Annotated in this window: 25 protein-coding genes and 1 other RNA gene; 23 read left to right on the forward strand and 3 right to left on the reverse strand. The window is 33.7% G+C overall.

The window, feature by feature from the left end; genetic code table 11:
- Positions 1-18: 18 nt before the first annotated feature.
- The 7 genes from K0U91_RS13910 to K0U91_RS13940 all read left to right on the forward strand — a co-directional run bounded on the left by K0U91_RS13910 (position 19) and on the right by K0U91_RS13940 (position 6,654).
- Positions 19-1,074, forward strand: a complete 1,056-nt coding sequence (locus K0U91_RS13910) for a tetratricopeptide repeat protein (RefSeq protein ID WP_220179175.1) — start codon at positions 19-21, stop codon at positions 1,072-1,074.
- Positions 1,075-1,247: 173 nt separating this feature from the next.
- A complete protein-coding gene (locus K0U91_RS13915) occupies positions 1,248-2,084 on the forward strand; it encodes a 1,4-dihydroxy-2-naphthoyl-CoA synthase (protein WP_220179176.1) in 837 nt (278 codons plus the stop codon).
- A gap of 138 nt (positions 2,085-2,222) precedes the next feature.
- Complete coding sequence (locus K0U91_RS13920) at positions 2,223-2,768, forward strand: PH domain-containing protein (protein WP_220179177.1); 546 nt, start codon at positions 2,223-2,225, stop codon at positions 2,766-2,768.
- A complete protein-coding gene (locus K0U91_RS13925) occupies positions 2,752-4,254 on the forward strand; it encodes a PH domain-containing protein (RefSeq protein ID WP_220179178.1) in 1,503 nt (500 codons plus the stop codon). Before K0U91_RS13920 ends, K0U91_RS13925 begins: the two co-directional genes overlap by 17 nt.
- An 11-nt stretch (positions 4,255-4,265) precedes the next feature.
- Positions 4,266-5,195, forward strand: coding sequence for a 1,4-dihydroxy-2-naphthoate octaprenyltransferase (gene menA, locus K0U91_RS13930; RefSeq protein WP_220179179.1), 930 nt, complete (start codon positions 4,266-4,268; stop codon positions 5,193-5,195).
- Positions 5,196-5,209: 14 nt separating this feature from the next.
- A complete protein-coding gene (locus tag K0U91_RS13935; protein ID WP_220179180.1) occupies positions 5,210-5,659 on the forward strand; it encodes an SRPBCC family protein in 450 nt (149 codons plus the stop codon).
- 308 nt (positions 5,660-5,967) lie between these two features.
- Positions 5,968-6,654, forward strand: coding sequence for a metal-dependent hydrolase (locus K0U91_RS13940; protein ID WP_220179181.1), 687 nt, complete (start codon positions 5,968-5,970; stop codon positions 6,652-6,654).
- 62 nt (positions 6,655-6,716) lie between these two features.
- Here the strand turns inward: K0U91_RS13940 and ffs are convergent.
- An RNA gene (gene ffs / locus K0U91_RS13945) (signal recognition particle sRNA small type) lies at positions 6,717-6,814 on the reverse strand.
- Positions 6,815-6,946: 132 nt separating this feature from the next.
- On the opposite strand from ffs, the gene K0U91_RS13950 reads away from it, so the two are divergent.
- The 9 genes from K0U91_RS13950 to K0U91_RS13990 all read left to right on the forward strand — a co-directional run bounded on the left by K0U91_RS13950 (position 6,947) and on the right by K0U91_RS13990 (position 15,309).
- Complete coding sequence (locus tag K0U91_RS13950; protein ID WP_219969144.1) at positions 6,947-7,525, forward strand: DUF4199 domain-containing protein; 579 nt, start codon at positions 6,947-6,949, stop codon at positions 7,523-7,525.
- A gap of 18 nt (positions 7,526-7,543) precedes the next feature.
- The gene (locus tag K0U91_RS13955) at positions 7,544-8,494 is read left to right on the forward strand and encodes a glycosyltransferase family 2 protein (protein WP_219969143.1); all 951 of its coding nucleotides are present in this window, start codon (positions 7,544-7,546) and stop codon (positions 8,492-8,494) included.
- Between the two features lies 1 nt (position 8,495).
- The gene (locus K0U91_RS13960; RefSeq protein ID WP_220179182.1) at positions 8,496-9,197 is read left to right on the forward strand and encodes a GIN domain-containing protein; all 702 of its coding nucleotides are present in this window, start codon (positions 8,496-8,498) and stop codon (positions 9,195-9,197) included.
- A 72-nt stretch (positions 9,198-9,269) separates the two neighbouring features.
- Positions 9,270-10,985 carry a phospho-sugar mutase gene (locus K0U91_RS13965; protein ID WP_220179183.1) on the forward strand — a complete coding sequence of 572 codons (1,716 nt, stop codon included), beginning with the start codon at positions 9,270-9,272 and terminating at the stop codon, positions 10,983-10,985.
- Positions 10,986-11,228: 243 nt separating this feature from the next.
- Positions 11,229-12,482 (forward strand): pyridoxal phosphate-dependent aminotransferase, encoded by a 1,254-nt coding sequence (locus K0U91_RS13970; RefSeq protein ID WP_220179184.1) that lies wholly within the window; start codon positions 11,229-11,231, stop codon positions 12,480-12,482.
- A gap of 80 nt (positions 12,483-12,562) precedes the next feature.
- Positions 12,563-13,153 carry a hypothetical protein gene (locus tag K0U91_RS13975; RefSeq protein WP_219969139.1) on the forward strand — a complete coding sequence of 197 codons (591 nt, stop codon included), beginning with the start codon at positions 12,563-12,565 and terminating at the stop codon, positions 13,151-13,153.
- A 31-nt stretch (positions 13,154-13,184) separates the two neighbouring features.
- Positions 13,185-13,907, forward strand: a complete 723-nt coding sequence (gene kdsB / locus K0U91_RS13980) for a 3-deoxy-manno-octulosonate cytidylyltransferase (RefSeq protein ID WP_219969138.1) — start codon at positions 13,185-13,187, stop codon at positions 13,905-13,907.
- Between the two features lie 115 nt (positions 13,908-14,022).
- Positions 14,023-14,685, forward strand: coding sequence for an outer membrane lipoprotein-sorting protein (locus K0U91_RS13985; RefSeq protein ID WP_219969137.1), 663 nt, complete (start codon positions 14,023-14,025; stop codon positions 14,683-14,685).
- Positions 14,686-14,730: 45 nt separating this feature from the next.
- Positions 14,731-15,309, forward strand: coding sequence for a glutathione peroxidase (locus K0U91_RS13990; protein WP_220179185.1), 579 nt, complete (start codon positions 14,731-14,733; stop codon positions 15,307-15,309).
- A 103-nt stretch (positions 15,310-15,412) separates the two neighbouring features.
- Here the strand turns inward: K0U91_RS13990 and K0U91_RS13995 are convergent, their stop codons facing one another.
- Positions 15,413-16,069: an NAD(P)H-binding protein gene (locus K0U91_RS13995; protein ID WP_219969135.1), complete on the reverse strand. Its 657-nt coding sequence runs from the start codon at positions 16,067-16,069 to the stop codon at positions 15,413-15,415.
- Between the two features lie 119 nt (positions 16,070-16,188).
- Between K0U91_RS13995 and K0U91_RS14000 the strand changes: the two genes are divergently transcribed.
- The 4 genes from K0U91_RS14000 to K0U91_RS14015 all read left to right on the forward strand — a co-directional run bounded on the left by K0U91_RS14000 (position 16,189) and on the right by K0U91_RS14015 (position 21,581).
- A complete protein-coding gene (locus K0U91_RS14000; RefSeq protein ID WP_219969134.1) occupies positions 16,189-16,542 on the forward strand; it encodes an MmcQ/YjbR family DNA-binding protein in 354 nt (117 codons plus the stop codon).
- A gap of 16 nt (positions 16,543-16,558) precedes the next feature.
- Positions 16,559-20,308, forward strand: coding sequence for a DUF3857 domain-containing protein (locus K0U91_RS14005; protein ID WP_220179186.1), 3,750 nt, complete (start codon positions 16,559-16,561; stop codon positions 20,306-20,308).
- Positions 20,309-20,454: 146 nt separating this feature from the next.
- On the forward strand, positions 20,455-20,658 hold the full coding sequence (locus tag K0U91_RS14010; protein WP_219969132.1) for a bacteriocin-like protein: 204 nt from the start codon (positions 20,455-20,457) through the stop codon (positions 20,656-20,658).
- A gap of 62 nt (positions 20,659-20,720) precedes the next feature.
- On the forward strand, positions 20,721-21,581 hold the full coding sequence (locus K0U91_RS14015) for a GLPGLI family protein (protein WP_220179187.1): 861 nt from the start codon (positions 20,721-20,723) through the stop codon (positions 21,579-21,581).
- Positions 21,582-21,617: 36 nt separating this feature from the next.
- On the opposite strand, the gene K0U91_RS14020 is transcribed toward K0U91_RS14015, so the two are convergent.
- Positions 21,618-22,538 (reverse strand): bifunctional riboflavin kinase/FAD synthetase, encoded by a 921-nt coding sequence (locus tag K0U91_RS14020; RefSeq protein WP_220179188.1) that lies wholly within the window; start codon positions 22,536-22,538, stop codon positions 21,618-21,620.
- A gap of 204 nt (positions 22,539-22,742) precedes the next feature.
- On the opposite strand from K0U91_RS14020, the gene atpD reads away from it, so the two are divergent.
- From atpD to K0U91_RS14035, 3 genes are all read left to right on the forward strand, one after another.
- Positions 22,743-24,251, forward strand: a complete 1,509-nt coding sequence (gene atpD / locus K0U91_RS14025; protein ID WP_219969129.1) for a F0F1 ATP synthase subunit beta — start codon at positions 22,743-22,745, stop codon at positions 24,249-24,251.
- 57 nt (positions 24,252-24,308) lie between these two features.
- A complete protein-coding gene (locus K0U91_RS14030; RefSeq protein WP_219969128.1) occupies positions 24,309-24,590 on the forward strand; it encodes a FoF1 ATP synthase subunit delta/epsilon in 282 nt (93 codons plus the stop codon).
- Between the two features lie 78 nt (positions 24,591-24,668).
- Positions 24,669-25,499 carry a hypothetical protein gene (locus K0U91_RS14035; protein ID WP_219969127.1) on the forward strand — a complete coding sequence of 277 codons (831 nt, stop codon included), beginning with the start codon at positions 24,669-24,671 and terminating at the stop codon, positions 25,497-25,499.

Here is a 25,499-nt window from a genome sequence, read left to right on the forward strand (position 1 = left end):
AATATAAAAATTGTTATTATGAAAAAGCTAATTTTAGGTATAGCAATAATTTCATCAGCCTTTGTTTTCGGACAGAAGCAAGATGCAAAAGATGTAAATGCGCAATTGCAGGCTTCTAATAAAGCAGCGATGGATGCTTATCAGGCAAAAAATTATTCTGCTGCAGCGCCAAAGTTTTTAGAAGTTTATAACTTGATGAAAACAAGTGGACAAGACGATAAAATCTACATGTATTATGCTGGTTTGAGTTATGCATTGGCTAATAATGTAGATGAGGCTATCAAAATTTATACTGATTTAATTAATTCAGGATATACAGGAGTTCAAACTCAATATTCAGCAAAAGCAGTAAAAACTGGTGAAGTAACAACACTCGATAAAAACACTTGGGATTTACTGAAAAAATCTTCTTCAAAAGATTATACAGATTTTAAAACCGAGCAGACTAAAAGTGTCGAGCCAGACTTGTATGAAACTTTGTCTACTTTACTTCTCAATGCCAAGAAGAATGACGAAGCTTTAGCTTTAATAGAAAAGGGATTGGCAAAGTATCCTAATAATGCTAAACTGAAAGAATATCAAGGTTCTGCATTATACGCTACCGGAAATACAGATAAATTTCTTGCAAATTTAAAAGAGCAACTGGCAAAAAATCCTAATGATGCGACAAATTGGTATAACTTAGGTGTTCTGCAGGCAAAAACTCCCGCGACTGAATCTGACGCGATTACATCGTTTCAAAAAGCAATTGAACTTGCGGGAACTAACACAACACTGCTTAACAATTCTTATCAGAATTTAGTGTATACCTCACTTGGGGATGATTCAAAAGCGGTTGAAAACATTAATGCATTGAGAAAATCAAATCCCGATGAAGCTACGAAGTTAATTGAAGCAAGAAGAGAAAGATTCAATAAGGCATTGCCTTATGCAGAAAAATGGCACCAGACAAATCCTGAAAGTTTAGATGCTGTCACTACTTTAAGAGAAATCTATGGTATTACGAAAAATCAGGCAAAAGCTACTGAAATGAAAGCTAAAGAAGCTGCACTTCAGGCAAAACAGCCTAAATAAAATTAAATAATTTAATTAATATAAACCGAAGCATTTTGTTTCGGTTTTTTTGTTTATAAAATTTCTTAAAAGATATTTTTATTTTAAAATTCGAAGCTTATTTCAAATAATTATCATCAAAAAGCAATGTAAAAATTCTCTGCAATTCGTATATTTGGGAAAAATTTTACAGAATGATCGAGTGGAAAACTGTCAAAGAATACGAAGATATTACCTATAAAAAATGCAATGGCGTAGCAAGAATTGCCTTCAACAGACCGGAGGTCCGCAACGCTTTTAGACCCAAAACAACTTCAGAATTATATGATGCTTTCTATGATGCTTATGAAGACTCTTCCATAGGCGTTGTTTTGCTTTCAGGAGAAGGACCAAGTTCAAAAGACGGGGGCTGGGCTTTTTGCAGCGGAGGTGATCAGAATGCTCGAGGTCAGCAAGGTTATGTAGGAGATGACGGAAGACACCGTTTGAATATTTTAGAAGTTCAGCGTTTGATCCGATTTATGCCGAAAGCTGTGATTGCAATTGTTCCGGGTTGGGCTGTAGGTGGCGGTCATTCGCTTCATGTGGTTTGCGATTTGACTTTAGCAAGCAAAGAACACGCTATATTTAAACAAACAGATGCAGATGTAACGAGTTTTGACGGCGGTTATGGTTCGGCTTATCTGGCTAAAATGGTCGGACAGAAAAAAGCACGTGAAATTTTCTTTTTAGGAAGAAATTATTCTGCACAGGAAGCTCTGGAAATGGGAATGGTTAATGCCGTAATTCCTCACGAAGAACTTGAAGATACTGCTTATGAGTGGGCTCAGGAAATTTTAGCTAAATCTCCAACATCGATCAGGATGCTGAAATTTGCAATGAATCTGACAGACGACGGAATGGTTGGTCAGCAAATTTTTGCGGGTGAGGCTACACGTTTAGCATACATGACCGAAGAGGCAAAAGAAGGCAGAAACGCATTTTTAGAAAAAAGAAAACCAGATTTCGGTAAAGATCAATGGATCTCTTAAATAGGAATAATGAGTAATAGGTAATGAGCAATTCATTACCTATTATTTTGTACTGTATAAAGCTTTCGGATTTTACGATTTTTTTTAGATAACAAAAAGATCTGCCTTATCCGAAAAACCTGCTGAAAAAATTTAATTATGGAACAAAACTTTAAAAATCCTCAGATTTTTGATCTGGAAATTCCGGATTTCAGTGAGCTGGAGTTAGAAGCCGTTTCTCCAAAATATCTGAAAATTATTTTATTCAATCTCGCTATATTTTCAATTGCACTAGTCGGAGCACTTGCTGCTGCATTTTATTTCTTTTACCTTAATCTCAGCTTGTTACAGATTTCAGCAATTATAATTGTGCTTTTCCTTTTGATTGTTATTCTTTTTCTGAATGCTTTGATTGGTTTTAAATTCAGAAAATATGCAATACGCGAAAAAGATTTGGTGTATCAGCAAGGTTGGTTAAAGAGAACTTTAATTATTGTTCCTTTTAACAGGATTCAGCACATAAAAGTAGAACAGGGCTGGTTTTCAAAAATTTTGTATTTAAAATCAGTTTCGGTTTACACAGCAGGTATAAATGGTGGAGATATCTCCATCAATGGTTTGCCGCAAGATGTTGCAGAAGGAATTAATCACCTGATCCGTACCAATATTTCGAAAGAAAAAACAGAAGATGGAAGAGAAGCGTAATTCTTTTTTTCAACCTCAAAGACAGTCAAAAACAGGAATTGTTCTGCTTTTTTTGTATAACTCTGGGATGGTGATCAAAAACTTATGGGTTTTCGTGATCCTTTATTTTGTCAGAAAAGATAAATTGGAATCCTGGATCATTATTTCTGCCATCATTGCAGGTTTCTTAATATTAATTACTTCAGCAATTTTGCAATACTATCATTTTAAGTATTACATTGACGAAGAAAATGAAGAATTTGTCATTCATGAAGGAATTATCAATACATCGGTAATAAAGATTAAGAAAGATAACATCCAAGAGGTAAATATTACACAACCTTTCATCCATCGTTTTTTTAATATTTATAAACTGGAAATTGATACTCCGGGAAGTGCTGAAAAAGAAGTTAAAATTTCTGCATTATCAAAGCAAAATGCTATAGATCTGAAAAAGTATCTTTTAACAGTGAAAAGAATTGTGAAGAGTGCTGAGCAATATGATGAAATTTTAGAGAAAGAAAAAAGTCTTGAACTCCATTCAATCAACATTTCGACTTTCAGCATTTTAAAATATGGTATTACTGCAAATTATGTTCGAAGCTTTTTTGCATTGATCAGTTTGGTAATTTATGGTTTTTCTGAACTCACTAACTTCCTGAAAAAAGCTGAATTTGAGACATCGTTAAATTATGACATGATAGAATCTCGGTTTTTGGCATTTTCAGTTCCGGTTATTTTAGGAATTTTTTTAGCTGTAATACTTACCGGGATTTTGATTAATGCAATACGTACGATTATTAAATTTTTCAATTTTAAAATCACCGAAAATAGTCAGAGTTTTTCTTTTGAGTATGGTTTGTTTAATACCAGAAATTCGATTGTAAACAAATCGAAAGTGCAGGTTATTACCGAAACTCAAAACTGGATCCAGAAAAAAATGAATATTTCTTACCTGAAATTTCTTCAGATTGGAAAAAACGAGGAAGAAGAAAAAAATGTTGCCGCAGTCCCTGGTATCAGCAGAAGCGAAAAGGTAAAACTGATCTCAACAATTTGGAAAGAAAATCCGGTTTTTGAAAATTATTTAAAGCCAAATTTCAGATTAATTCTAATTAATTCTTTTCAATGGATTATTTTACCCCTGATTTTTGTTTTCCTGATAGGTAGAGATATATTGATAAACTATTTGTTTCTAGCCATAGTGTATGGTCTTTTGGCAGAATCTCTTATCTTAATTTCATTCCGTAATTTGAAATTATATTACAACAGAAGATTTATCAGATTAAAATCTGGAATCTGGGATATAAATCATAAAACTTTTGAGGTAGAAAAGCTTCAGACTGTAAAAATTTCTCAGTATTTTTGGCAAAGAAAAACAAACTTAGGAAGCATCACTTTTTACACGTCTGCAGGGCGGTTTAAAATAGTCGCTTTAGATTTTTTTAAACTCAAAAAATTGCTGAATTACTGTATTTATAAAATTGAAATTTCTAAGAATAATTAAATAAAAATTTAATGTCAGATTGGATAAAAGCTGCAAGGCTTAGAACATTACCGCTTTCCCTTAGCGGAATTATCATGGGCTCGTTCATTGCCAAATGGCGGCTTTGGGGCGAAGGCGGAACCTGGGACTGGAAAATATTTGCTTTGGCACTGTTGGTGACATTATTATATCAGGTATTATCAAACTATGCCAATGATTATGGTGATGGAGTAAAAGGAACCGATGCCAAAAGAATTGGTGAAGCAGAATCCAGGGCAGTTGCATCAGGAAAAATTTCTGCAAAACAAATGAAAAATGCAGTGATTTTACTATCTGTTTTATCATTTATAGCAACGATAATACTTTTATATCTGGCATTTTTTCCAAATTATATGAATGAATTTTATATTTTCATTGGATTGGGTGTTGCATGTATTCTGGCGGCAATTGGTTACACAATTGGCAAAAAACCTTATGGCTATATGGGTTTAGGGGATATTTTTGTATTTATATTCTTTGGGATGGTTTCGGTATGCGGAAGTTACTTTCTATTTACTAAAACATTCAGCTGGGATATGCTTTTGCCGGGAGCAGCTGTAGGGATGATGAGTATGGCGGTTCTTAACCTCAATAATATGCGAGATATCGAAAGCGACAGGTTATCCGGTAAAAATAGCTTTGCGCTGAGAATAGGCTTTAAAAACGCCATGATCTACGAAATGGTGCTGCTGCAGTTTCCTCTAATTTTGATTCTGGTCTTTTTAGCTTTAAACGGATTTTTACAGTCGCAGAATTACTATGTTTTTATTGTGATGATTTTGATTATTCCTTTTGCCAGACTTCGAAGAAAAATAATGTCTGTCAAAGAACCACGTCAACTTGATCCATTTTTAAAGCAGGTAGGAATTTTAACATTCATGATGGCGGTTATGACTGCAATCGGACTCAATTTTTTTAGATAAACAACTTTGATACCATGAGTTCCAATACTATTTACGTCGAAGCTCAGATGCTGATCAGAAAATCAGTTGAAGAGGTTTTCGAAGCATTCATCAATCCGGAAATTACTACGAATTTTTGGTTTACAAAATCTTCTGGAAAACTGGAAGAAGGAAACGCCATTACCTGGGAATGGGAAATGTACGGCGCAAAAACAGAAGTTATTGTTATTCAGATAATTCCAAATCAAATGATCAAAACAAGCTGGGGAAAACCTTCAACAAATGTAGATTACGAATTCAAAAAGATGGAAAAAGGAACCCTTGTTGTTATAAAAAGTTACGGTTATGAACAGACCGGTGAAGATCTTCTGAAGATGATCAATGACAATACTGGTGGCTTTACAACAGTTCTGGATGGCTGCAAAGCATATTTAGAACATGGGATCAATCTAGGATTGATTGAAGATAAATTTCCACAGAAATAAAAAGTAATGAATATAGCTTGTAAAATAACTTCTCTTTTATCAATTGTTTTAGCTTTATTTATTATATATAATTTTATAAAACAATTACATGCAAGTGCATATTCAGATATTGATTCGATCCCTTTTCTAATTCTAAGCATTTTGATTGTTAATGCTACTGTAGCTTTTTTCACATTAATTAATAAAGTAAAAGCAACGATAGAGCTGTTGATAATTCAAATGATAATTATAATACCAGTTTACATACTTATTATATCAAATCTTAAATTCAACAATTTCATATCATTAAAATAAGAAAATAAATTAAAATGAAAATACAATATTTAGGACAAAACTGCTTCCTGTTTACCTATAAAGACAAAACAATTCTGTGTGATCCTTTTTACAATTATAAAAAAGCAGAATCAGGATTTGATATTTCTGCACAGAAAATCGATTACATTCTACTAACTCACGCTCATGGCGATCATATTGCTGATGTAGAAGAAGTTTTACAGCATTATCCTGAAGCTACAATTATTGGCCAGCCTGAAATCTGTGCCTATTTCAAAAATGCTAAAAATACCGATGATGTGAATTTAGGAGGATCGGCAAAAGTTGACGGTCTAAAAATCTCTATGGTTCCGGCTCATCATACAAGCTCGTTTCCTGACGGAAGCTACGGTGGAGTTCCTGTAGGATATATCTTCAGACTTCCTGAAGGTAAAAACATTTATTTGGCAGGTGATACCGGAGTGATGGTAGATATGAAGCTGTTTCCACAGTTGTATGGTAAATTAGATTTGTCAATCCTTCCGATTGGCGGTCATTACACAATGTGTGCAAGAAAAGCGGCTTTCGCAGCTTCAGAATTATTGAATACTCCAAAAGTAATCGGATGTCATTTTGATACATTTCCTGCAATTGAGATTGATCATAACAATGCGATGAATCAATTTAAAGAAAAGAATGTAGAACTCATTCTTCCACAATTAGGCGAAACCTTCGATATATAACAAAAAATTAAGAGATTAAGTAATTTACATAAATCATCTTAATCTCTTAACTTATAAAATAAAAATGGCAAGCTACCTAAATCACACCGCTACGACCAATTACCTTTGCTGCGTTCCCACCCTGGAGGGTTCTCAGGAGCTGGTTGTTTAGGACTTGCCGTTGCAAAGATATGAATTAATTATAAATTTAAAAATAATATCAAAGAAAATTGATTTGAAAAAATGTTTAATGATGCTAAAACACTGACATCTAGAACAATATTTTTTAAAAATTTTTCTAAAAATAAAAAGTATGACAAAAAATCCCACAACATTAGGAATTTTATTATTTGGAGCTACAATGCTGATTTTCTTTGCAGTATACTGGTTTTTCTCCGGAATAACTTTTTTTGAGACTTCATTAAAAGCAAATGCTTTTGTGCTACCTGTTTTATATGTAGGAACAGCTTTTTGGTCTGTAAAATCACATTGGAATAATCACAAAATGGGCTTTAAAGAAGCATTTAGCAGAGCTTTCAAACCCATGTTTATCGGTGGTTTTTTATCTGTAGTAAGTATTTATTTATTTTTAAATTTCGTAGATACTGATGCAAAATCATTACTTAATTATCAGTTTGTAGAAAGAAATAAAAGTGAATTGGTAAAAACATATGAAGCCGAAAAATCCAGATTAAAATCTGAAAAAGAGATCCAGGAATTAGAAAAAGATTACCAGAAAAGCATTCAGAGTTTCAGCAAGGAGCAGGTAAAGGGAAAAGATATGCTTACAGCCAGCCATTTTTCAGGATATTTTGCAGCAATACTGTTATTTTACTTAGTTTTGTCATTATTTTTCGGGGCGTTTTTCAGAACTCGAAGCGTTCATCAATAATTTTATATCAGATTTTAAATGAATTTATCTATAGTTATTCCGTTGCTCAACGAAGAAGAATCTCTTGAAGAGCTTTTTACAAGAATTGATAATGTCTGTAAAACCAACAATTTATCTTACGAAGTTTGGTTTATTGACGATGGAAGCACAGATTTATCGTGGAGCATTATCGAGAATTTAAAAGTTCAGCATCCGCAGATCCACGGAATAAAATTTTCCAAAAATTACGGCAAATCTCAAGCTTTACACGCCGCTTTTGAAAGAACAAACGGTGATGTGATCATTACAATGGATGCCGATCTACAAGATTTTCCGGAAGAAATTCCTGAGCTGTACAGAATGGTAGTAGAAGATAATTATGACATCGTTTCCGGATGGAAAAAGAAGCGTTTTGATAATGTGATGACGAAAAATGTACCTTCAAAACTATTTAATGCTGCAGCGAGAAAAGTTTCCGGCGTGTATCTGCACGACTTCAACTGTGGTCTAAAGGCGTATAAAAAACAAGTTGTAAAAACAATTGATGTATATGGTGATATGCACCGTTACATTCCGGTTTTGGCGGCCAATGCTGGTTTCAGAAGAATTACCGAAAAAGAAGTTCCGCACCAGGCAAGACCTTACGGCACCTCGAAATTTGGGACTGAAAGATTTGTTCGCGGGTTTTTAGATTTGGTCACTCTTTGGTTTGTAAGTCGTTTTGGTGGGAGACCAATGCATTTCTTTGGCGCTGTAGGAACGTTAATGTTTATCATAGGATTTCTTTCGGCGCTTTGGCTGGGAGTTTCAAAATTAATAGATGTTGCACGAGGAATCTACGGGCATTTAATTACCAATAATCCTTGGTTTTTCATTGCTTTAACGATGATGCTTATGGGAACTCTGCTTTTTATTGCAGGATTTTTAGGCGAAATGATTATCCGTACCAACAGAGAGCACAAGAATTACAATATTGACGAAGTGATATAGGATGAAAAAGATTTTTTATATACTTCCATTTTTAGCTTTGATTTCCTGCGGAAAAATTTCTCCTAAAGGTAACTTAGAAAAAAAAGAAATTGACGTTGAAGAGTTTGTGAATTTAGACTTAGACGGAAAATTCCGTATTTTTTATGCACGAGGTCCGAAAAATTTTGTTGAAATTGAAACCTATCCCAATATTGCTGATAATCTTGATGTTGACGTGGATGATAAAACACTTTCCATCAAAGAAGGCAGAGAAACAAAAGGTGTAGATTTCTACAATGTGACCATTTATTCTAAATATAATTTAGAGAAAGTTTCACTTTCAGATTCTGTTGAAATGAATATTTCAAGCGAAATTAAAACGGATAATTTTAGGCTCAGTTTAAAAAATAATGCTACTTTTATGGGTTCGGTGAACACAAGAAGAGCAGAAGTGGAAATGCTGAACAGAAGCCGTGCAAATTTTTTGGGTGAAACGAAAGATGCAGTGATAAAAATCTCTGATACAGCAAGTTTGATTGCTCCGTATTGGAAAATTACAAATCTGAATGTAGATTCTCAAAACGGAAATTATGCAGAAGTAAATGTGAAAGATACACTGAAAGGAACAGTAAAAAATACAGCGAAATTTGTGTATTATAATGACCCAATCAGAGCTTTTAAAGTCGACAAGACAACAAAAGTGGAGAATAAAAAATTACAGTAAATACTTTGTCAGAGTTGAAATTTTTGATAAAGTTTAAGAATAAATTAAACTATAAAGACTACAAATACAAATATGACAACATTAGAGAAAGCACAGCTTTGGTTGAGTGATACATTCGATAAAGAAACTAAGGATGCTGTTCAAACATTAATAGACAGCAATTCTCCTGACTTAGAAGATTCTTTTTACAGAGAATTAGAATTTGGTACAGGAGGAATGCGTGGAATTATGGGTGTTGGAACCAATCGTTTAAATAAGTACACGTTAGGTCAAGCAACACAGGGACTTGCAAATTATATGTTGCAGCAATTTCCAGGCGAAGAAGTTAGTGTTGCCATAGCATATGATGTCAGAAATAACTCAAAAGAATTTGGGAAATTGGTTGCGGATGTTTTAACGGCAAACGGAATTAAAGTTCTTTTGTTTAAAAACCACAGACCGACTCCTGAATTGTCTTTCACCGTTCGTGACAGAAAATGCAACGGTGGAATTGTGTTGACGGCATCTCACAATCCGCCTGAATATAATGGCTACAAAGTATATTGGAATGACGGCGCGCAAATCGTTCCGCCACATGATGAAGCGATTATCAATGAAGTATATTCTGTGAAATTTGAAGAGATTAAATTTGAAGGAAATGACGATCTGATCGAATGGATCGGAGAGGAGCAGGATGAAGTATATATTGATGCTTGTATTGAAAACTCAACTTATCAGGATGTTGAAAAAGGAAATTTAAATATCGTTTTCACGTCAATCCATGGAACAACATACACGACAGTTCCTCAAGCTTTAGAAAAAGCAGGTTTCAAGAAAATTGATCTGGTAAAAGAACAAATGATCCCAAGCGGAAACTTCCCGACGGTAGAATCTCCCAATCCGGAAGAACCTGCAGCTTTGGAAATGGCAATGGATTTAGCTAAAATAACCAATGCCGATATCGTGATCGGAACAGATCCGGACGGTGATCGATTAGGGATTGCAGTCAGAAACTTAGAAGGAGAGATTCAATTATTAAATGGAAATCAGTGCAATACCATTTTAACGTATTATATTCTTGACCAATGGAAAAAACAGGGTAGAATTACCGGAAAAGAATTCATCGGTTCTACGATTGTAACTTCAGATATTTTCTTTGATATTGCCGAAAAATTCGGTGTTGACTGTAAAGTTGGTTTAACTGGTTTTAAATGGATCGGAAAAATGATCCGTGATTTCGAAGGTCAGGAAAAATTCATTTGCGGTGGCGAAGAGAGTTTCGGGTTTATGACCGGAGATTTCGTACGCGATAAAGATTCTTGCGGAAGTATTGTCTTAGCTTGTGAAATAGCAGCTTGGTGCAAAGCCAACGGAAAAACTATGTACGAATACCTGATTGAGATTTATCAGCAAACCGGAATGTATTATGAAGGCTTAATTAATGTGACAAAAAAAGGTAGAGACGGAGCAGAAGAAATTCAGAATATGATGAAGAACTTCCGTCAAAATACTCCCAAATCTTTAGCTGGATCACCGGTTGAAGAAGTAAAAGATTTTAAAGAGCAAACAAATTTTATTGTTTCTGAAAATAAAAAACATGTGATGGATGATATTCCAAAATCGAATGTTTTGATTTATTACACACAAGACGGAACGAAAGTTTGTGTAAGACCTTCAGGTACAGAACCAAAAATTAAATTTTATGTTTCTGTAAAACAAGATTTAAGCTCAAAAGAAGATTTTAAATCAACCCTAAAGGCTTTAGAACATAAAATTGAAGAAGTAAGAAAAGATCTTCAGTTAAACTAATATAGGTTAACAGAAATTAGGTTTTAGATAAATATTTTAAAGATGATCAGTAACCTCTTTAATTATTTAAAACTTCTTGTTCTTTGCTGAGTGAAACGCCTTTGCGAACTTAAAAACAATTAATTGTTAAAAAAGCTTGTAAACTTTGCGTTAAAGTTAAGCATCATGATAATGACGAAAAATCGGTATAATTTATAACCTAATTTCTGCCACCTAAATATAATATCTTAAAAGTAAATAAAAGTGAAAGTTTCAAAATTAGCGGCGAACCTGATCGGTTCTGAAATTGTAAAAATTGGTAACGAAGTAAATGATTTAAAGGCAAAAGGAGCAGAAATAGCCAACCTTACCATTGGCGACCTGAATTCTAATCTGTATCCGATTCCGGCACAGTTGAAGGAAGAAATTCAGAAAGCGTATCAGAATAATTTAACCAATTATCCGCCTGCAAACGGACTTTTATCTTTACGAAAAGAAGTTTCAAAAGACCTTAAAAGAAGATGGAACCTTGATTATGATGCTAATGATATTTTAATCACCGCAGGTTCCAGACCACTTATTTATGCTGTTTATAAAGTAATTGTGGACGAAGGCGATAAAGTGATTTACCCGACTCCTTCATGGAATAATAACCACTACTCATATCTGACTTCTGCAGAATCAATTGAAGTAAAAACTACGCCTGAAAATAATTTCCTTCCAACCGCTGCTGAATTACGCCCGCATTTGGATGGAGCCGTTTTACTAGCTTTGTGTTCACCGCTGAACCCTACAGGAACAATGTTTACAGAATCGCAGCTAAAAGAAATCTGTGAAATGGTTTTAGAAGAAAACAAAAAAAGAGGCGCAGACGAAAAGCCGTTGTATCTGATGTATGATCAGATTTACTCAAATCTTACTTTCGGAGCGAAACACGTTGATCCTGTTTCTCTTTTTCCGGAAATGAAAGATTATACAATTTACATTGACGGAATTTCCAAATGTCTTGCAGCAACAGGTGTTCGTGTTGGATGGGGATTTGGCCCTGCTCACATTATTGATAAAATGAAAGCACTTTTGACGCATGTAGGAGCTTGGGCGCCAAAACCGGAACAGGAAGCAACGGCAAAATTTTATGAAAATACAGAACGCGTAGACGAATTTGTAGAAGAATTTAAAGGAAAATTAGAAGCCAGTTTAAAAGTTCTTCATAGCGGAATTCAGGATTTGAAAAATAAAGGTCTGCAAGTAAACAGCATTGAACCGATGGGCGCGATGTATTTAACTATAAAGTTAGATTATATCGGAAAAACAAAACCGGACGGTTCTCTAATTGAAAATTCTTCAGATCTGGTATTTTATTTAATCAGTGATGCAGGAGTGGCTTTAGTTCCGTTCTCAGCTTTTGGTGAAGCTAAATCTGAGCCGTGGTTCAGAGCTTCAGTAGGAGGTCTGGATATCAGTGAAATTGAGGCGATGATGCCAAAATTGGAAAAAGCTTTGAATAATTTGAAATAAAAAAATATAGATGCTTCGACTCCGTTCGGCGTGGGCCGAAGCATTTACATTCAAAATATCGAGGACAGTTTTATTTTAAAATGAAAACTCCAAAAAAAAAATTTCTTGAAACAAAATGGTTATGCTATTCGACGTTAGCAGTTATCACTTTAGTTATTCTGAGTGTTTGGCTTTCCGGAACAAATTCTCACAGATCTTTATTTCAAAATTCTATATTATCAACTTCTATCTTAGGGACAACATTTTTTGTGTTTATTAGTTCAGGATTATATTTCGGTTTGAAACTGAAAGAGAATGTAGGACAAATTTTACACAGAGAAAGAATCAAAAAATATTCTGATCATATTTCTTTACCAGATGTTTCAGGATTTGATCCGCCTGCTGTAGGAGATAGTATAGGGGGAGTTATCCTTTCAATTATTCTATGGTTTTTTGTTTCAATTGTTTTTGCTTTTTTATTATATTTTTTAGGATTCTTCTTTTGGGCAGCAATTTTATTTTTTGCGGCAATGCTTTATTGGATTTTTTTCCGAGCTTTACGATTAGTATTTAAAAATTCGAAAAGCTGTAAAGACAATCTTCTAAGAAGTTTAGGATTCGGACTTTTTTATTCGTTTCTGTACATCTCGTGGATTTACGGAATCATCTTTTTAGTTAATTATTTAAACTAAAACTCACTTTTAATAATTTATATTTAAATAAATGAAAATCATCGCCGTCATTCCTGCACGCTATGAAGCCAGTCGTTTTCCCGGAAAGCTGATGCAGATTTTAGGAGAAAAAACTGTGATTACTACTACGTACCAAAATGTTATGGAAACCGGACTTTTCGATGAAGTTTTTGTTGCAACAGATTCTGAGTTGATCTTTAATGAAATTCAAAATCATGGCGGAAAAGCAGTAATGACCGGACAACACGAAACAGGAAGCGACCGAATCGCAGAAGCTGTGCAGAACATTGATTGTGATATTGTCATCAACGTTCAGGGAGACGAGCCTTTCTTAAAATTAGAACCTTTAAAACAGTTAATTGAAGTTTTTAGAAAAGACGATAATCAGGAAATTTCTTTAGCTTCATTAAAAATAAAGCTTCACGAAAAAGAAGAAATTAAAAATCCTAATAATGTAAAAGTAATTACCGACAATAATGGTTTTGCATTGTATTTCAGCCGTTCTGTAATTCCGTTTCACCGCGAAATTTCTTATGAAATTGATTATTTTAAACATATCGGTGTCTATGCATTCAGAAAGCATGCTCTGCTGCAGTTTTCAAAACTGGAAATGAAACCTTTGGAGATTTCAGAAAAAATAGAATGTATCCGTTATCTTGAATATGGAATGAGAATCAAACTGATAGAAACCAATTTTATTGGTGTAGGCATTGATACACCGGAAGATTTAGAAAAAGCAAGGAAATTAATTTGAAAATTTATTTAATTAGATAATTTGAAAATTATGTTATCGTTTCATTTTTAAATTGCCTCATTTTCAAATTTTCAAATTAAAAAAGCCCTATATTTGAATTGATAAAATTGATTGAATGAAGAAATTATTTTTAATATTCGTCCTTATATTTTCACAACTATCTTTCGCACAGACTGCTAAAGAAATTATAGATAAAAATATTGAATTATCAGGAGGATTAACAAGTTGGAAGCTTTTAAATTCTGTATTACTTCAAGGGAAAGTAATTTTAGGAGTAAAAGATGAATATCCGATCAAAATTTATCAGCAACGTCCCAATTTAACCAAAACGGTTCTGACAATAAACGGAAAAGAAACTGCTATTGAAGGATACGACGGAAATAAAGGCTATGCCATGAATTATGCAGCCAATAAACTTCAGGTGTATGGTGATTACATTCCGGAAAGTTTTGACAACGATTTTATCGATTGGGAAAATAAAGGTTTTGAAGCCAAATATCTCGGCAAAGAAAAAGTAGGAAATATCTATTGTCACAAGGTTGAGCTGACGAAAAATGTGAATAAGAACTATTATTTTTTTGATACCAAAAATTTTATGCTTTTAAAAGAAATAAAAAAAGATGAAACCTTAAATTATTCTGATTTTAAGAAAGTTGGGAATCTTTCGATGCCATTCAGAATCGAATCTTCAAGCTCGAAAAAAGATGGAGATTTTGTAATACTTTTGAATAAAGTAGACATCAATAAGGTATTTCCTGCCAATGTTTTTAAATTCTAATCCTTAATTATCAACTAACCGCAGCCAAGCTGTAAACTAAATAAAATGAAAAAAATCTTTTTAATACTACTTTCTTTCGCAGCATTTTTTAATAGCTGCGCCCAGAAAAAGACAGATGTTTCTAAAGCTAAAAGTAAAGAACTTATGGGAAAAACAATTTATGATTACAAAGTAGAAGCTCTTGAGGAAGGAAAAGAAATCAACTTTGCCGATTTTAAAGGAAAGAAAATCCTTATCGTCAACACCGCTTCAGAATGTGGTTTTACACCGCAGTATGCTGATCTAGAGAAGTTATCAAACGAATACAAAGGTCAATTGGTAGTTGTGGGATTTCCTGCGAACAATTTTGGAGGGCAAGAACCTGGTTCAAATGTAGAAATCGGAGCTTTTTGTCAAAAAAATTATGGGGTAACATTTCCATTAGCTGCAAAAGTTTCGGTGAAAGGAGATGATACCGCTCCAATTTTCAAATATTTGACCGAAAAAGATCTGAACGGGGTGAAAAACACAACCATTCTCTGGAATTTTACTAAGTTTTTGGTAGATGAAAACGGTAAGTTAGTAGATTCATTCATCAGTACTACAAAGCCGACGGATAAAGCGATAACGAAGCATTTACAGTAGAAAATGTTTCATATGTAAAATAACTTCGCTTAGAGATTTCTGAGCGGAGTTTTAATTTATTTATGTTGAAAATTCACTGTTTACCTTTCAAACTCAATAAAAATCAGTCATTAGTTTTCTCAGCGAAAGAAAAAATATTTCCCAGCTTGATGCTCGAATAACCGTTACTTTTTATTTTGGAAGAATTGATCATTGCTTTCGCCAGAATATCTGTCGGCAGGGGTTTTTGGCTTTCGAAAAGTCCGATTTTATTGGCAAATTTAATGATCCTGCTTCCCAGTACTTCACCACTTCTTTCAGAATCTTTTCTTTCCAACATTCCCGGTTTGAATATAGTGATTTTATTGAAATGAAGTTTTCTTACGGCATCTTCAAGTTCGCCTTTCATTTTAGAATAAAAAATTTTAGATTGCGGATTGGCTCCGTAAGCAGAAACTAAAATATAATCTTCAACATTATTTTCTTTGGCAGCTTTTGCAAACTGATATTGGTAGTGGTAATCAACTTTTCTTTGGGCTTCTTTGCTTCCTGCATCTTTCAAAGTAGTTCCCAAACACGAAAATGCAACATCACCTTTTACAGAGTCCTTCCATTCATCAGGTTTTTCAAAATCGACAACGTGCGTTTTTAGTTTGTCATTTTGAATGTTTAAAGGTTTTCTTACAAAAACATCTACTTGCTCAAAGTCTTTATCATTCAATAATTGTTTAACCAAATCTTTTCCTGTAGCGCCTGTTGCACCGATGACCAAAGCTTTCATAATAATTTTGATTAGATGATGTGAGATATTTAATTTTCTTTATTAAATTTACGAATTTTAGACCAAAGCCTAAAAAATTATTAATTAAACATTACCAATCATTTTTCACCAGATTTTTCATGGATGCAAACGAAATTTTAGATTATTGCCTGACCAAAAAAGGTGTAGCAGAAACTTTCCCCTTTGACCAGGAAACATTGGTCATGAAAGTAGGAACAAAGATGTTTCTGCTTATGTCATTGGAAAAACAACCATTAACAATCGCAGTAAAAACAGATCCCGAATGGAGTGCGGAATTGAGAGAGCAACATCCCCAAATTACAGGAGCATATCATATGAATAAAACCCATTGGAATTCTGTTTCTTTAGACGGGCTTAAAAAAGAACTCGTTCTAAAAATGATTGATCATTCTTATGATTTGGTTTTTAAATCTTTAACGAAAAATATTCAAAACACTATTGTTAATTCTTAAAAGAGAAACATTAAATATGAGGAAAATTTTTATTTCTGCAGTCTTCTTTTTGTCTGTTAATGCATTTGCACAGACCAAAGAGCAGACTAAAACATGGGAGCTTCTAATCGCAAATAAAAGACTTGACGCCAGAAATTTTTATGATAAAAATCTAAAGAAAGATCAACTAAAAGATTTTGAAAATCTTTTTTTGGATGCCATTATCGATGAAGAGATGGGTGAAATTGTCTTTGATGATTCATTTATAAAAAATATGATTGCGCTTAAACCCGACGAGGCATATTTTTACCCGATTTCACACAGAAAATTTGTTTTTGGCGAAAGTGATACGTCTTTCGACGACTATTCCTACTCTCGTACTGATCTTCTTGCAGATGCACCTGTTTATAAAGATATGACGACAGTTCTGGAAGTTAAGGCGACATTAGACAGAATACGAAACAGATACCAACAGGCCGATAATACCATCAAAAAAATTGGAAGGGTTGATAAATGGCAATTTGCCGGAGTTTTCGAAAACCTGAATGGCAGTGGTCTTTATAATGAGTACGAACCTGAGCGCTATGCTAAAAATGATAAACTTTTCAACGCAGACAGTTTTGGAAATGTAGGATGGTACAATAGAAAATTTCCGTCCAATGACGGTTTCGAATTCTTTACGAATGAAATGGAATACGGGCGAGGAATTGTTTATTCACAATCTTTTATCGAAAATCCTGTAGAAAGAAGAATGTTTCTGGAGGTTGACACAAACTCTGAATTTAGATTGTTTTTAAATGATACCGAAATTTTATCGAGTACCAGCGAAGGGTATACCAACCTGGGATCACATATTGTAGAAGTCAATATGCCAAAGGGAATGAACAGACTTTTGTTTAAATTTGATGCAAAGGATACAAAGAATGCATTTATGGTCGTCCCGATGGATACCCAATATCAAAAAATATCAGATCTAAAATATTTTGATGTTTATCAAGATTACCAAAAATCAACTTTAAGTCAGCTTCAACCCAAAGAATTACCGTTACGCTTTGAAGCTTTTCTTAAGGATAAAATAAAAACGAATCCTGAAAGTTTCTTTTATAAGTATCTTTTAGCTTCGGGATACTTAAACAACTTACAAAACGAACAGGCTAAAGAGCTGATCGATGGTTTTGTAAAAGCTTATCCCAAATCATCACTGGTTCAAGGTTTGCTTTCTAAGTACTATGATAATCTCGAAGATTCTGAAAAAGTTTCAGAAATTTTCAAAAATATTGAGCTTGATGATTCTGAATATTTCCTGATTCCTTTTCTTAAAATGATGGATCGGGATATGTATGAAAATACACCGATACAGGATATCGAAAAATATAAAGGAATTCTTGCCAAAACCAAGGCGAAAAAAATGGCAGAGTTCTTTGATGTCGTTATAGCGATGAGAAACAGAGATATGGTGACGGCACAAAAACACATCACAAATCTTAAAAAGAGTTTCGCCAATAACGATAAACTTTTTGCAGTATTTACTGCGTTGGAAGATTCGGAGAAAAAAGATCAGAGTTCAACAATTAAAAAATTCGAAGATGCTTTAGCTGTAAAAAACAGTCCGGAAGTGATGAATGTGCTTTATTCATACTACGAAAAAGCAAACAGAATTGAAGATCAGAAAAAAATTCTTAAGAAATATCTTGAGCTTTATCCGTCTATCAATTCCCTCAGAAGTCAATATGTTGCACTAATTGATGATGACGTTCAAAATCCTGAAGTGATGCAGGGGATCGATAATGCCTTAGGAAACTTTCCTTACTCATACACTTTGCTGGCTGCAAAAGCAGAAATTCTTGCCAAACAAAATAAGAAAGCAGAAGCTGTGAAATTTGCGAAACTGTCTCTCTCGCACAACACGCAAAACGATCAGATGCACCAGCTGATACGTGATCTTGATAATACACCCGATGCCATCGATCAGGTTGCAATTAAAGATTTATACAAGCTGATTGCTGAGCGCAGAAACAAAGACATCAAAGGTAAAAAGGGGGTAACTACTTTACTAGATGAATATATTGTAGATGTTTATCCAGAAGGAGGAATAAAAAAAAGAAGCACATACGTATATGAAATCACCTCTGAAAAAGGTATTGAAGAAATAAAAGAATATTATATTAATTATTACGACAAAATCCTGAAATCTGAAATCATTAAAGCAAACGGAAGTATCATTCCAGGAGAAAAGTCTGATGATCAAATTGTCTTTACCAATTTGGCGGTAGGTGACGTAGTACTTATCCAGAAAGAAAATATTGAGCGAAATAATGGCAGATTCAATAAAGATTTTAATGTAAGTTCCTATTTCAATTCAGAATACCCTGTAAAAGAATCAATCTTTACGATCATCACTCCTGAAGATATGGATTATCAGGTTAAAAGTATGAACCAGGAAGTTGCATCAACAAAAAAGAAAATAGGAAATAAATTATTTCAGACCTGGAAGCTTAATGATCTTGCCGAAGTTAATTTGGGTGAAAATTTCGGACCGAGCTTCTATGATACAACAATTTCTGTAACCGCAAATTCAATTAAAACATGGCAGGAAATCTCAAACTGGTATGCAGATGTTGCGAGAAAAAGTTTGGTTTCAGATAAAATTGTAGAAAAAGCTTTTAAAGAAATTTTTCCAAATGGTTTTTCCGGAATGAATGAATCAGATAAAGCCGAAAAAATCTACAACTATATTGAAAAAAATGTCTCGTACAGCTCTTTAGATTTCCGTCAAAGCGGTCATATTCCTCAGAAGCCATCAAAAACTTTGGTTACCAAACTAGGAGATTGCAAAGACTTGTCTGCACTTTTTGTTATTTTAGGAAATCAGGCAGGACTAAAATCAAATTTGGTTCTTGTACAAACCAATAACAATTCACCCCAAAGATTGCTTTTGCCAAATCTGAGCTTTAATCATTGCATTGTAAAAGTGAAGCTCGATGGAAAAGAAAGTTATCTGGAGATGACAGATAAATATTTGCCCTTCAACTCTGCAGTTCTGTCAAATTATAAAGCAAAAGCACTCCTTGTAGACATCGATAAATCTGGAGCGTCTAATAGAGAATTGATTGAAATTTCCACAGAAAATAATACTAGAAATCTGTTCAAGAGCATTAGTGAAGTAAATATCAATGGCGATGATCAGAATTTTTTCACAAAACAGTATGTGGTGGGCGAAACTAAAAGCTATTACAATAATTTTTTTCAGGATGAACAAACGGATGATTTCAGGAAAAAAAATGTGGAAGAAGAGTTTGGTTCCATCTTAGATAAAGTGATCAACGTAAAATCTGTAAAATTGATTGATGGTAAAGATCTTTCTATTAAGCCACTTGCTTATGAAGTTCAGTTTAACATCAATGATAAACCGCAATCTGTAGGAAGTTTAAAAATAATGAAAATTCCTTTTGTGACAAAGCCTTTCACAAAGAGCATCATTGCGACCGAAAATAGAGATACCGACATTTTATATACTAAATATGAGAAACAAAGTGAATATAATGAAGAAGTATTTCTTAATATTCCTGAGAATATGAAGTTTATTGAGATTCCTGAAAATAAATCTATAGCCTATCAAAATTTTAAATATTCTATCAATTATGATTTGCAGAAAAATAATAAACTGAAAATCACACGAACTGCGCAAACGCCTTGGGATAATATCAAAAAAGAACAGTATCCTGAATTTAAAAAATTTGTAGAAGAAGCAATAAATTCAGAAAATCAAATATTAGGATATAAATAAATTACAAACAGTATCTGGTTTTTCAGTTATTGATAAAGAAAGCGAAAGGAGAATTGAAAATTTTTAATATTAAAATAATTCATTTAAACCAAATGCGCACAAAAGTTTAAACACAAATTTATTATTTAATTAAAAATTTATTTACAATGAAAAATTTTAAGAAATTATCTCGAAATGAGCTTAAAACGGTAAATGGAGGTCAAAAATGGATTGCAGAAACATCTTGTGGTTTTACTGCAACAACAACTCAAGATTGGACACCAGAACAGGCAAATGAGTGGCTTCAAAAGCTTGAGACAAATTATTGTCCACCTCCGACTCACAGCGGTCCTAGTAATAATTTAGCTTAATTAATTTATGCACTTATAGCTGAATAATTTCAACTATAAGTGCAATTTTTGAATGAGAATCTATGAATTATTATAAAAAATCATTTCAACTATTCATATTATTTTATACTGCTTTATTATATGCTCAATCATATAATAAAGATAGTTTGCGTGCTGAATTTACTTATCAGTTTAAAGGTAAATTCAACACTCGAACTGACAATAGACATGAAGAATTGTTCTTATTACAAGTAGCCGATGATCGCGCATTTTTTGCCAGTACTATATCGCTAAAAGGTGATTCTGTAATGGCGGTTTCTGGAACGTCGATAAAAAATCCTAACGGGAGCATAACTTTTGGCTGGAAAGATGGAGTTATTCCGAAAACAGGTTTATCTTTTACCATCATACAATCCAATGAAAATACACAATATTTCAGATTGGCAGGTATGTCACTACTTACCTATAAAGAGCCGGTTAAAAAAAATTGGAAACTTGTGGATGAAACAATGGTAATCAATACGATTATTTGTAAAAAAGCAGAAATTACCTCTAAAGGGAGAAACTGGATTGCATGGTATTCACCCGAAATTCCGTTTCCGTATGGTCCGTATAAATTCAGCGGATTACCCGGATTAATTATCAAAATAACAGATGATAAAGAAGATTTTGATTTTGAATTGGTAAAATCTGTCCCTCAATCTCAATTAAAAGGGAAGTTAGTTAACATTAAAAAAAGCAGATATACTGAAGCAGTAGAAACAACACAGGCAAAACTTAAGCAAGCGGTAAGAAATGCGGATGCTAATGCAACAGCCTTACTTGCAAGCTATGGAACAACCATTATAAAAGGACAGGAAATGTTAAGACAGAAAGAAAAAGAAAGAGAAAAAGCAACAGAAGAAAACAAAAAATATGAAAATCCGATAGAGTTAGAAGATTAAAAATTAAAATAATAACCTATCATAACTTTACTTCTGTTAAAAAATAAAATTCTCGGTCAGTTTTTTATCTTCATCCAACCTTTCAATCAATTTGTCAAGTCCTTCAAACTTAATTTCCTCGTGCAGGAAATCTCTGAATTTTACTGTAATACTTTCATTATAAATATCACCTTCAAAATCAAGAATGTAAACTTCAACGGTTAGTTTTTCTCCGTTGACAGTTGGATTTGTTCCGACGCTCAACATTCCTTTATATTGTTGTCCTTTCACAACAACTTCAACAATGTAAGCACCTTTTTTTGGTAAAAGTTTAATCGATTCAGTCTCAATATTAGCAGTCGGGTAACCAATCGTTCTGCCTAATTTCTTTCCATGGACAACTGTTCCGGAAACAGAGTAGGGGTAACCCAACATTTCGTTGGCTGTTTTTATATTTCCTGCTAAAAGTGCATTTCTGATTTTTGTAGAACTGATGTTATTCTCATGAATATTGATAGCTTCCATTTGTTCGACCTCAAAATCTAATTCTGTCGATAGTTTTTGAAGCAATTCGAAATTACCGCTTTTATTTTTCCCGAAAGAATGATCGTAACCGATGATCAGATATTTTACATTTAATTGATCAATTAAAATCTGACGTACAAATTCTTCGCCCGTAAGGTTTCTGAATTCATCATCGAATTCTTTTACAAATAAATTATGGATGTCATATTTTTCCATCAAAAATTTCTTTTCCTCAATTGTATTAAGAAGCTTTAAATCTTCATCAGGATTAAAAACGAAGCGCGGATGCGGCCAGAAGGTAAGGATTGCCGTCTCTAGATAATTCTCAGAACCCACCTTTTTCAATTCGTCGATAATGTATTTGTGACCCAAATGTACGCCGTCAAACATACCTAAAGACAGGGCTAGAGGCTTTTTCGATTGATACTCTTTAAAATTCTTGAAGATATTCAAAACGGAAAAATTTTGACTGCAAATATAAACATAATGTAACAATGTATCGACATAACAATTTATCAATGTTTTAGCCACAAAATGATTGGTAAACTACTACATTGTTTTATTGCTAAATTCTTTAAAAGCATGATAAAAATCTTTTTTTTAACAATTGCGCATTTGTTAAGTTTCATTATATTTGCACCAAGAAAAAATTTAGCAATGGCAAACCAAATTAAAGGAAAAATTTCTCAAATTATTGGTCCTGTAATCGACGTAGTTTTTAATAATGTGGAAGCAATTCCAAGCATTTATGACGCGTTAGAGATTATCAAGGGGAACGGTGAAAAAGTAGTCTTAGAGGTAGAACAACATATTGGTGAAGATACAGTAAGATGTATCGCAATGGACGCTACAGATGGTCTTCAAAGAGGGCAGGAAGTTATAGGATATGGTAATCCTATCATGATGCCAATCGGAGAAGCTGTAAACGGAAGACTTTTCAACGTTGTTGGGGATGCTATCGACGGGCTTCAAAATATTTCTAAGGAAGGTGGTCTTCCTATTCATAGACCAGCTCCAAAATTTGATCAACTTTCAACTTCTGCAGAAGTTTTATTCACAGGTATTAAAGTAATCGACTTAGTTGAGCCTTACGCAAAAGGAGGTAAAATTGGATTGTTCGGTGGTGCCGGTGTTGGTAAAACAGTATTGATTCAGGAGTTGATTAACAATATTGCAAAAGGACACGGTGGTCTTTCTGTTTTTGCCGGAGTAGGTGAAAGAACGAGAGAAGGAAATGACCTTTTGAGAGAGATGCTAGAATCTGGTATTATTAAATATGGTGACGATTTCATGCACTCTATGGAAAACGGTGGTTGGGATCTTTCTAAAGTTGACCTTGAGGTGATGAAAGAATCTAAAGCTGCATTCGTTTTCGGACAAATGAATGAGCCACCGGGAGCAAGAGCTAGAGTAGCACTTTCTGGTCTTACATTAGCTGAATACTACAGAGACGGTGGTGAAAGCGGACAAGGTAGAGACGTATTATTCTTTGTAGACAACATCTTCCGTTTTACACAAGCTGGTTCTGAGGTATCTGCACTTTTGGGTCGTATGCCTTCAGCGGTAGGTTACCAACCGACATTGGCTTCTGAAATGGGTGCGATGCAGGAAAGAATTACTTCAACTAAAAATGGTTCAATTACTTCAGTACAGGCGGTTTACGTACCTGCGGATGATTTAACTGACCCTGCTCCTGCTACAACATTTGCTCACTTAGATGCAACAACTGTACTAGACAGAAAAATTGCTTCATTAGGTATTTATCCTGCAGTAGATCCGTTGGCTTCTACGTCAAGAATCTTGGCTCCGGAAATTATCGGTGAAGAGCATTATGACTGTGCTCAAAGAGTAAAAGAAATTCTTCAGAGATACAAAGCTCTTCAGGATATCATCGCAATCTTAGGTATGGAAGAACTTTCTGAAGAAGATAAATCTGTAGTTTACAGAGCTAGAAAAGTTCAGAGATTCTTGTCTCAGCCTTTCCACGTTGCAGAACAGTTTACAGGTATTAAAGGTTCATTGGTAGATATCAAAGATACGATTAAAGGATTCAACATGATTATGGATGGTGAATTGGATCACTTACCGGAAGCTGCTTTCAACTTGAAAGGAACTATCGAAGAAGCGATTGAAGCCGGACAAAAAATGTTAGCTGATAACGCATAATAATGCTAATTGCTGATAGCCAATAGCTATTAGCCAAAAGCCAAAAGCAATTTTAAAATGAATATAAAAATTTTAACACCAGAATATGTAGTTTTTGAAGGAGAAGTAAATTCTGTATTGTTGCCTGGAAAAAATGGTGAATTCCACATTATGAAAAACCACGCAGGAATCGTTTCTTCATTAGTTGGAGGTAAAGTAAAATTGTATGCAAATTCTATCAATGAAGCTTACGCAAAAAACTTTACCAAAGAAAATGAAAAAGACTCTGTTTTTTCTTATCCTATAAAAAGCGGTGTGATAGAATTTAATCACGATAAAGGAATTATCCTTTGCGAATAATTGAATTGAGAAGCTAAATATATTTTCAAGAAAGTGTAACTTTGTTACACTTTTTTTATGCCTTGTAAAATCTGATTCATGCAGAAAAGTTTAATCTTATTTTTTATAGTTCTGAGTTGTATTTTTAATGCTCAGATCATCAAGACAAAGAGAGGAATTGTAAGTCTTGACGGAACTCATGTAGCCAAAATTTCTAATAAATCCAATGAGTATACTTTTATGGATTTAAAGGAAAACCCGATTTTCACTGTTGAATTTGTTGATAAAAGTATTGTAGATTCTGTACGAGACAGTTACGTAAAAATTAACCGTGTTTATAATCGTGAGAAAACTTTAGATGTGGATTACATATCGCCTTCTGCATTTTCGGGTGAAGAAAAGTCAGCCGTATATACCTGTATAAAAGGTTTGAAAATCATTGATGATAGAGGAATCAATATCAAAAATTTGGATGATCTCTTTAAAAATATGCCTAAAAGAAAGCTTGATAATAAAACCAAAGAAGCTTACAGCATTAGGACAAAAATTGACAGGTTAAATCTTGAAGTCAATAACGTTGGTGAAATTTTAAGCAATGGTGTTCCGGTGGGATATTTCACCAATTTACCTGTAAGCTTTGGTTCAGATGATCGTGTTACGGACAAAACATTTATCGATATTGAGATCTATGATGCTAAAAGTAAATATATTGGAAAATATATTACAACAACAAAGCAAATAAAAACTGCCGGCGGAAAAACTTTTACTTTGTATAGAGAAATGTCTGGCAGAGCATCAATTTTAAAATTTCCTACTTATAAAGCTATCGCAGAAAGAATGGCAATTCTGGATCCGAATTTTATTAAAGTGAAGGAAAAAATAATCGTAGGGGATATTGTAAAAGATGGTGTTGAAAAAGACAAAAAGTAA

The sequence above is a fragment of the Chryseobacterium sp. LJ668 genome (genome assembly GCF_019613955.1).
Taxonomy (GTDB): Bacteria; Bacteroidota; Bacteroidia; order Flavobacteriales; family Weeksellaceae; genus Chryseobacterium.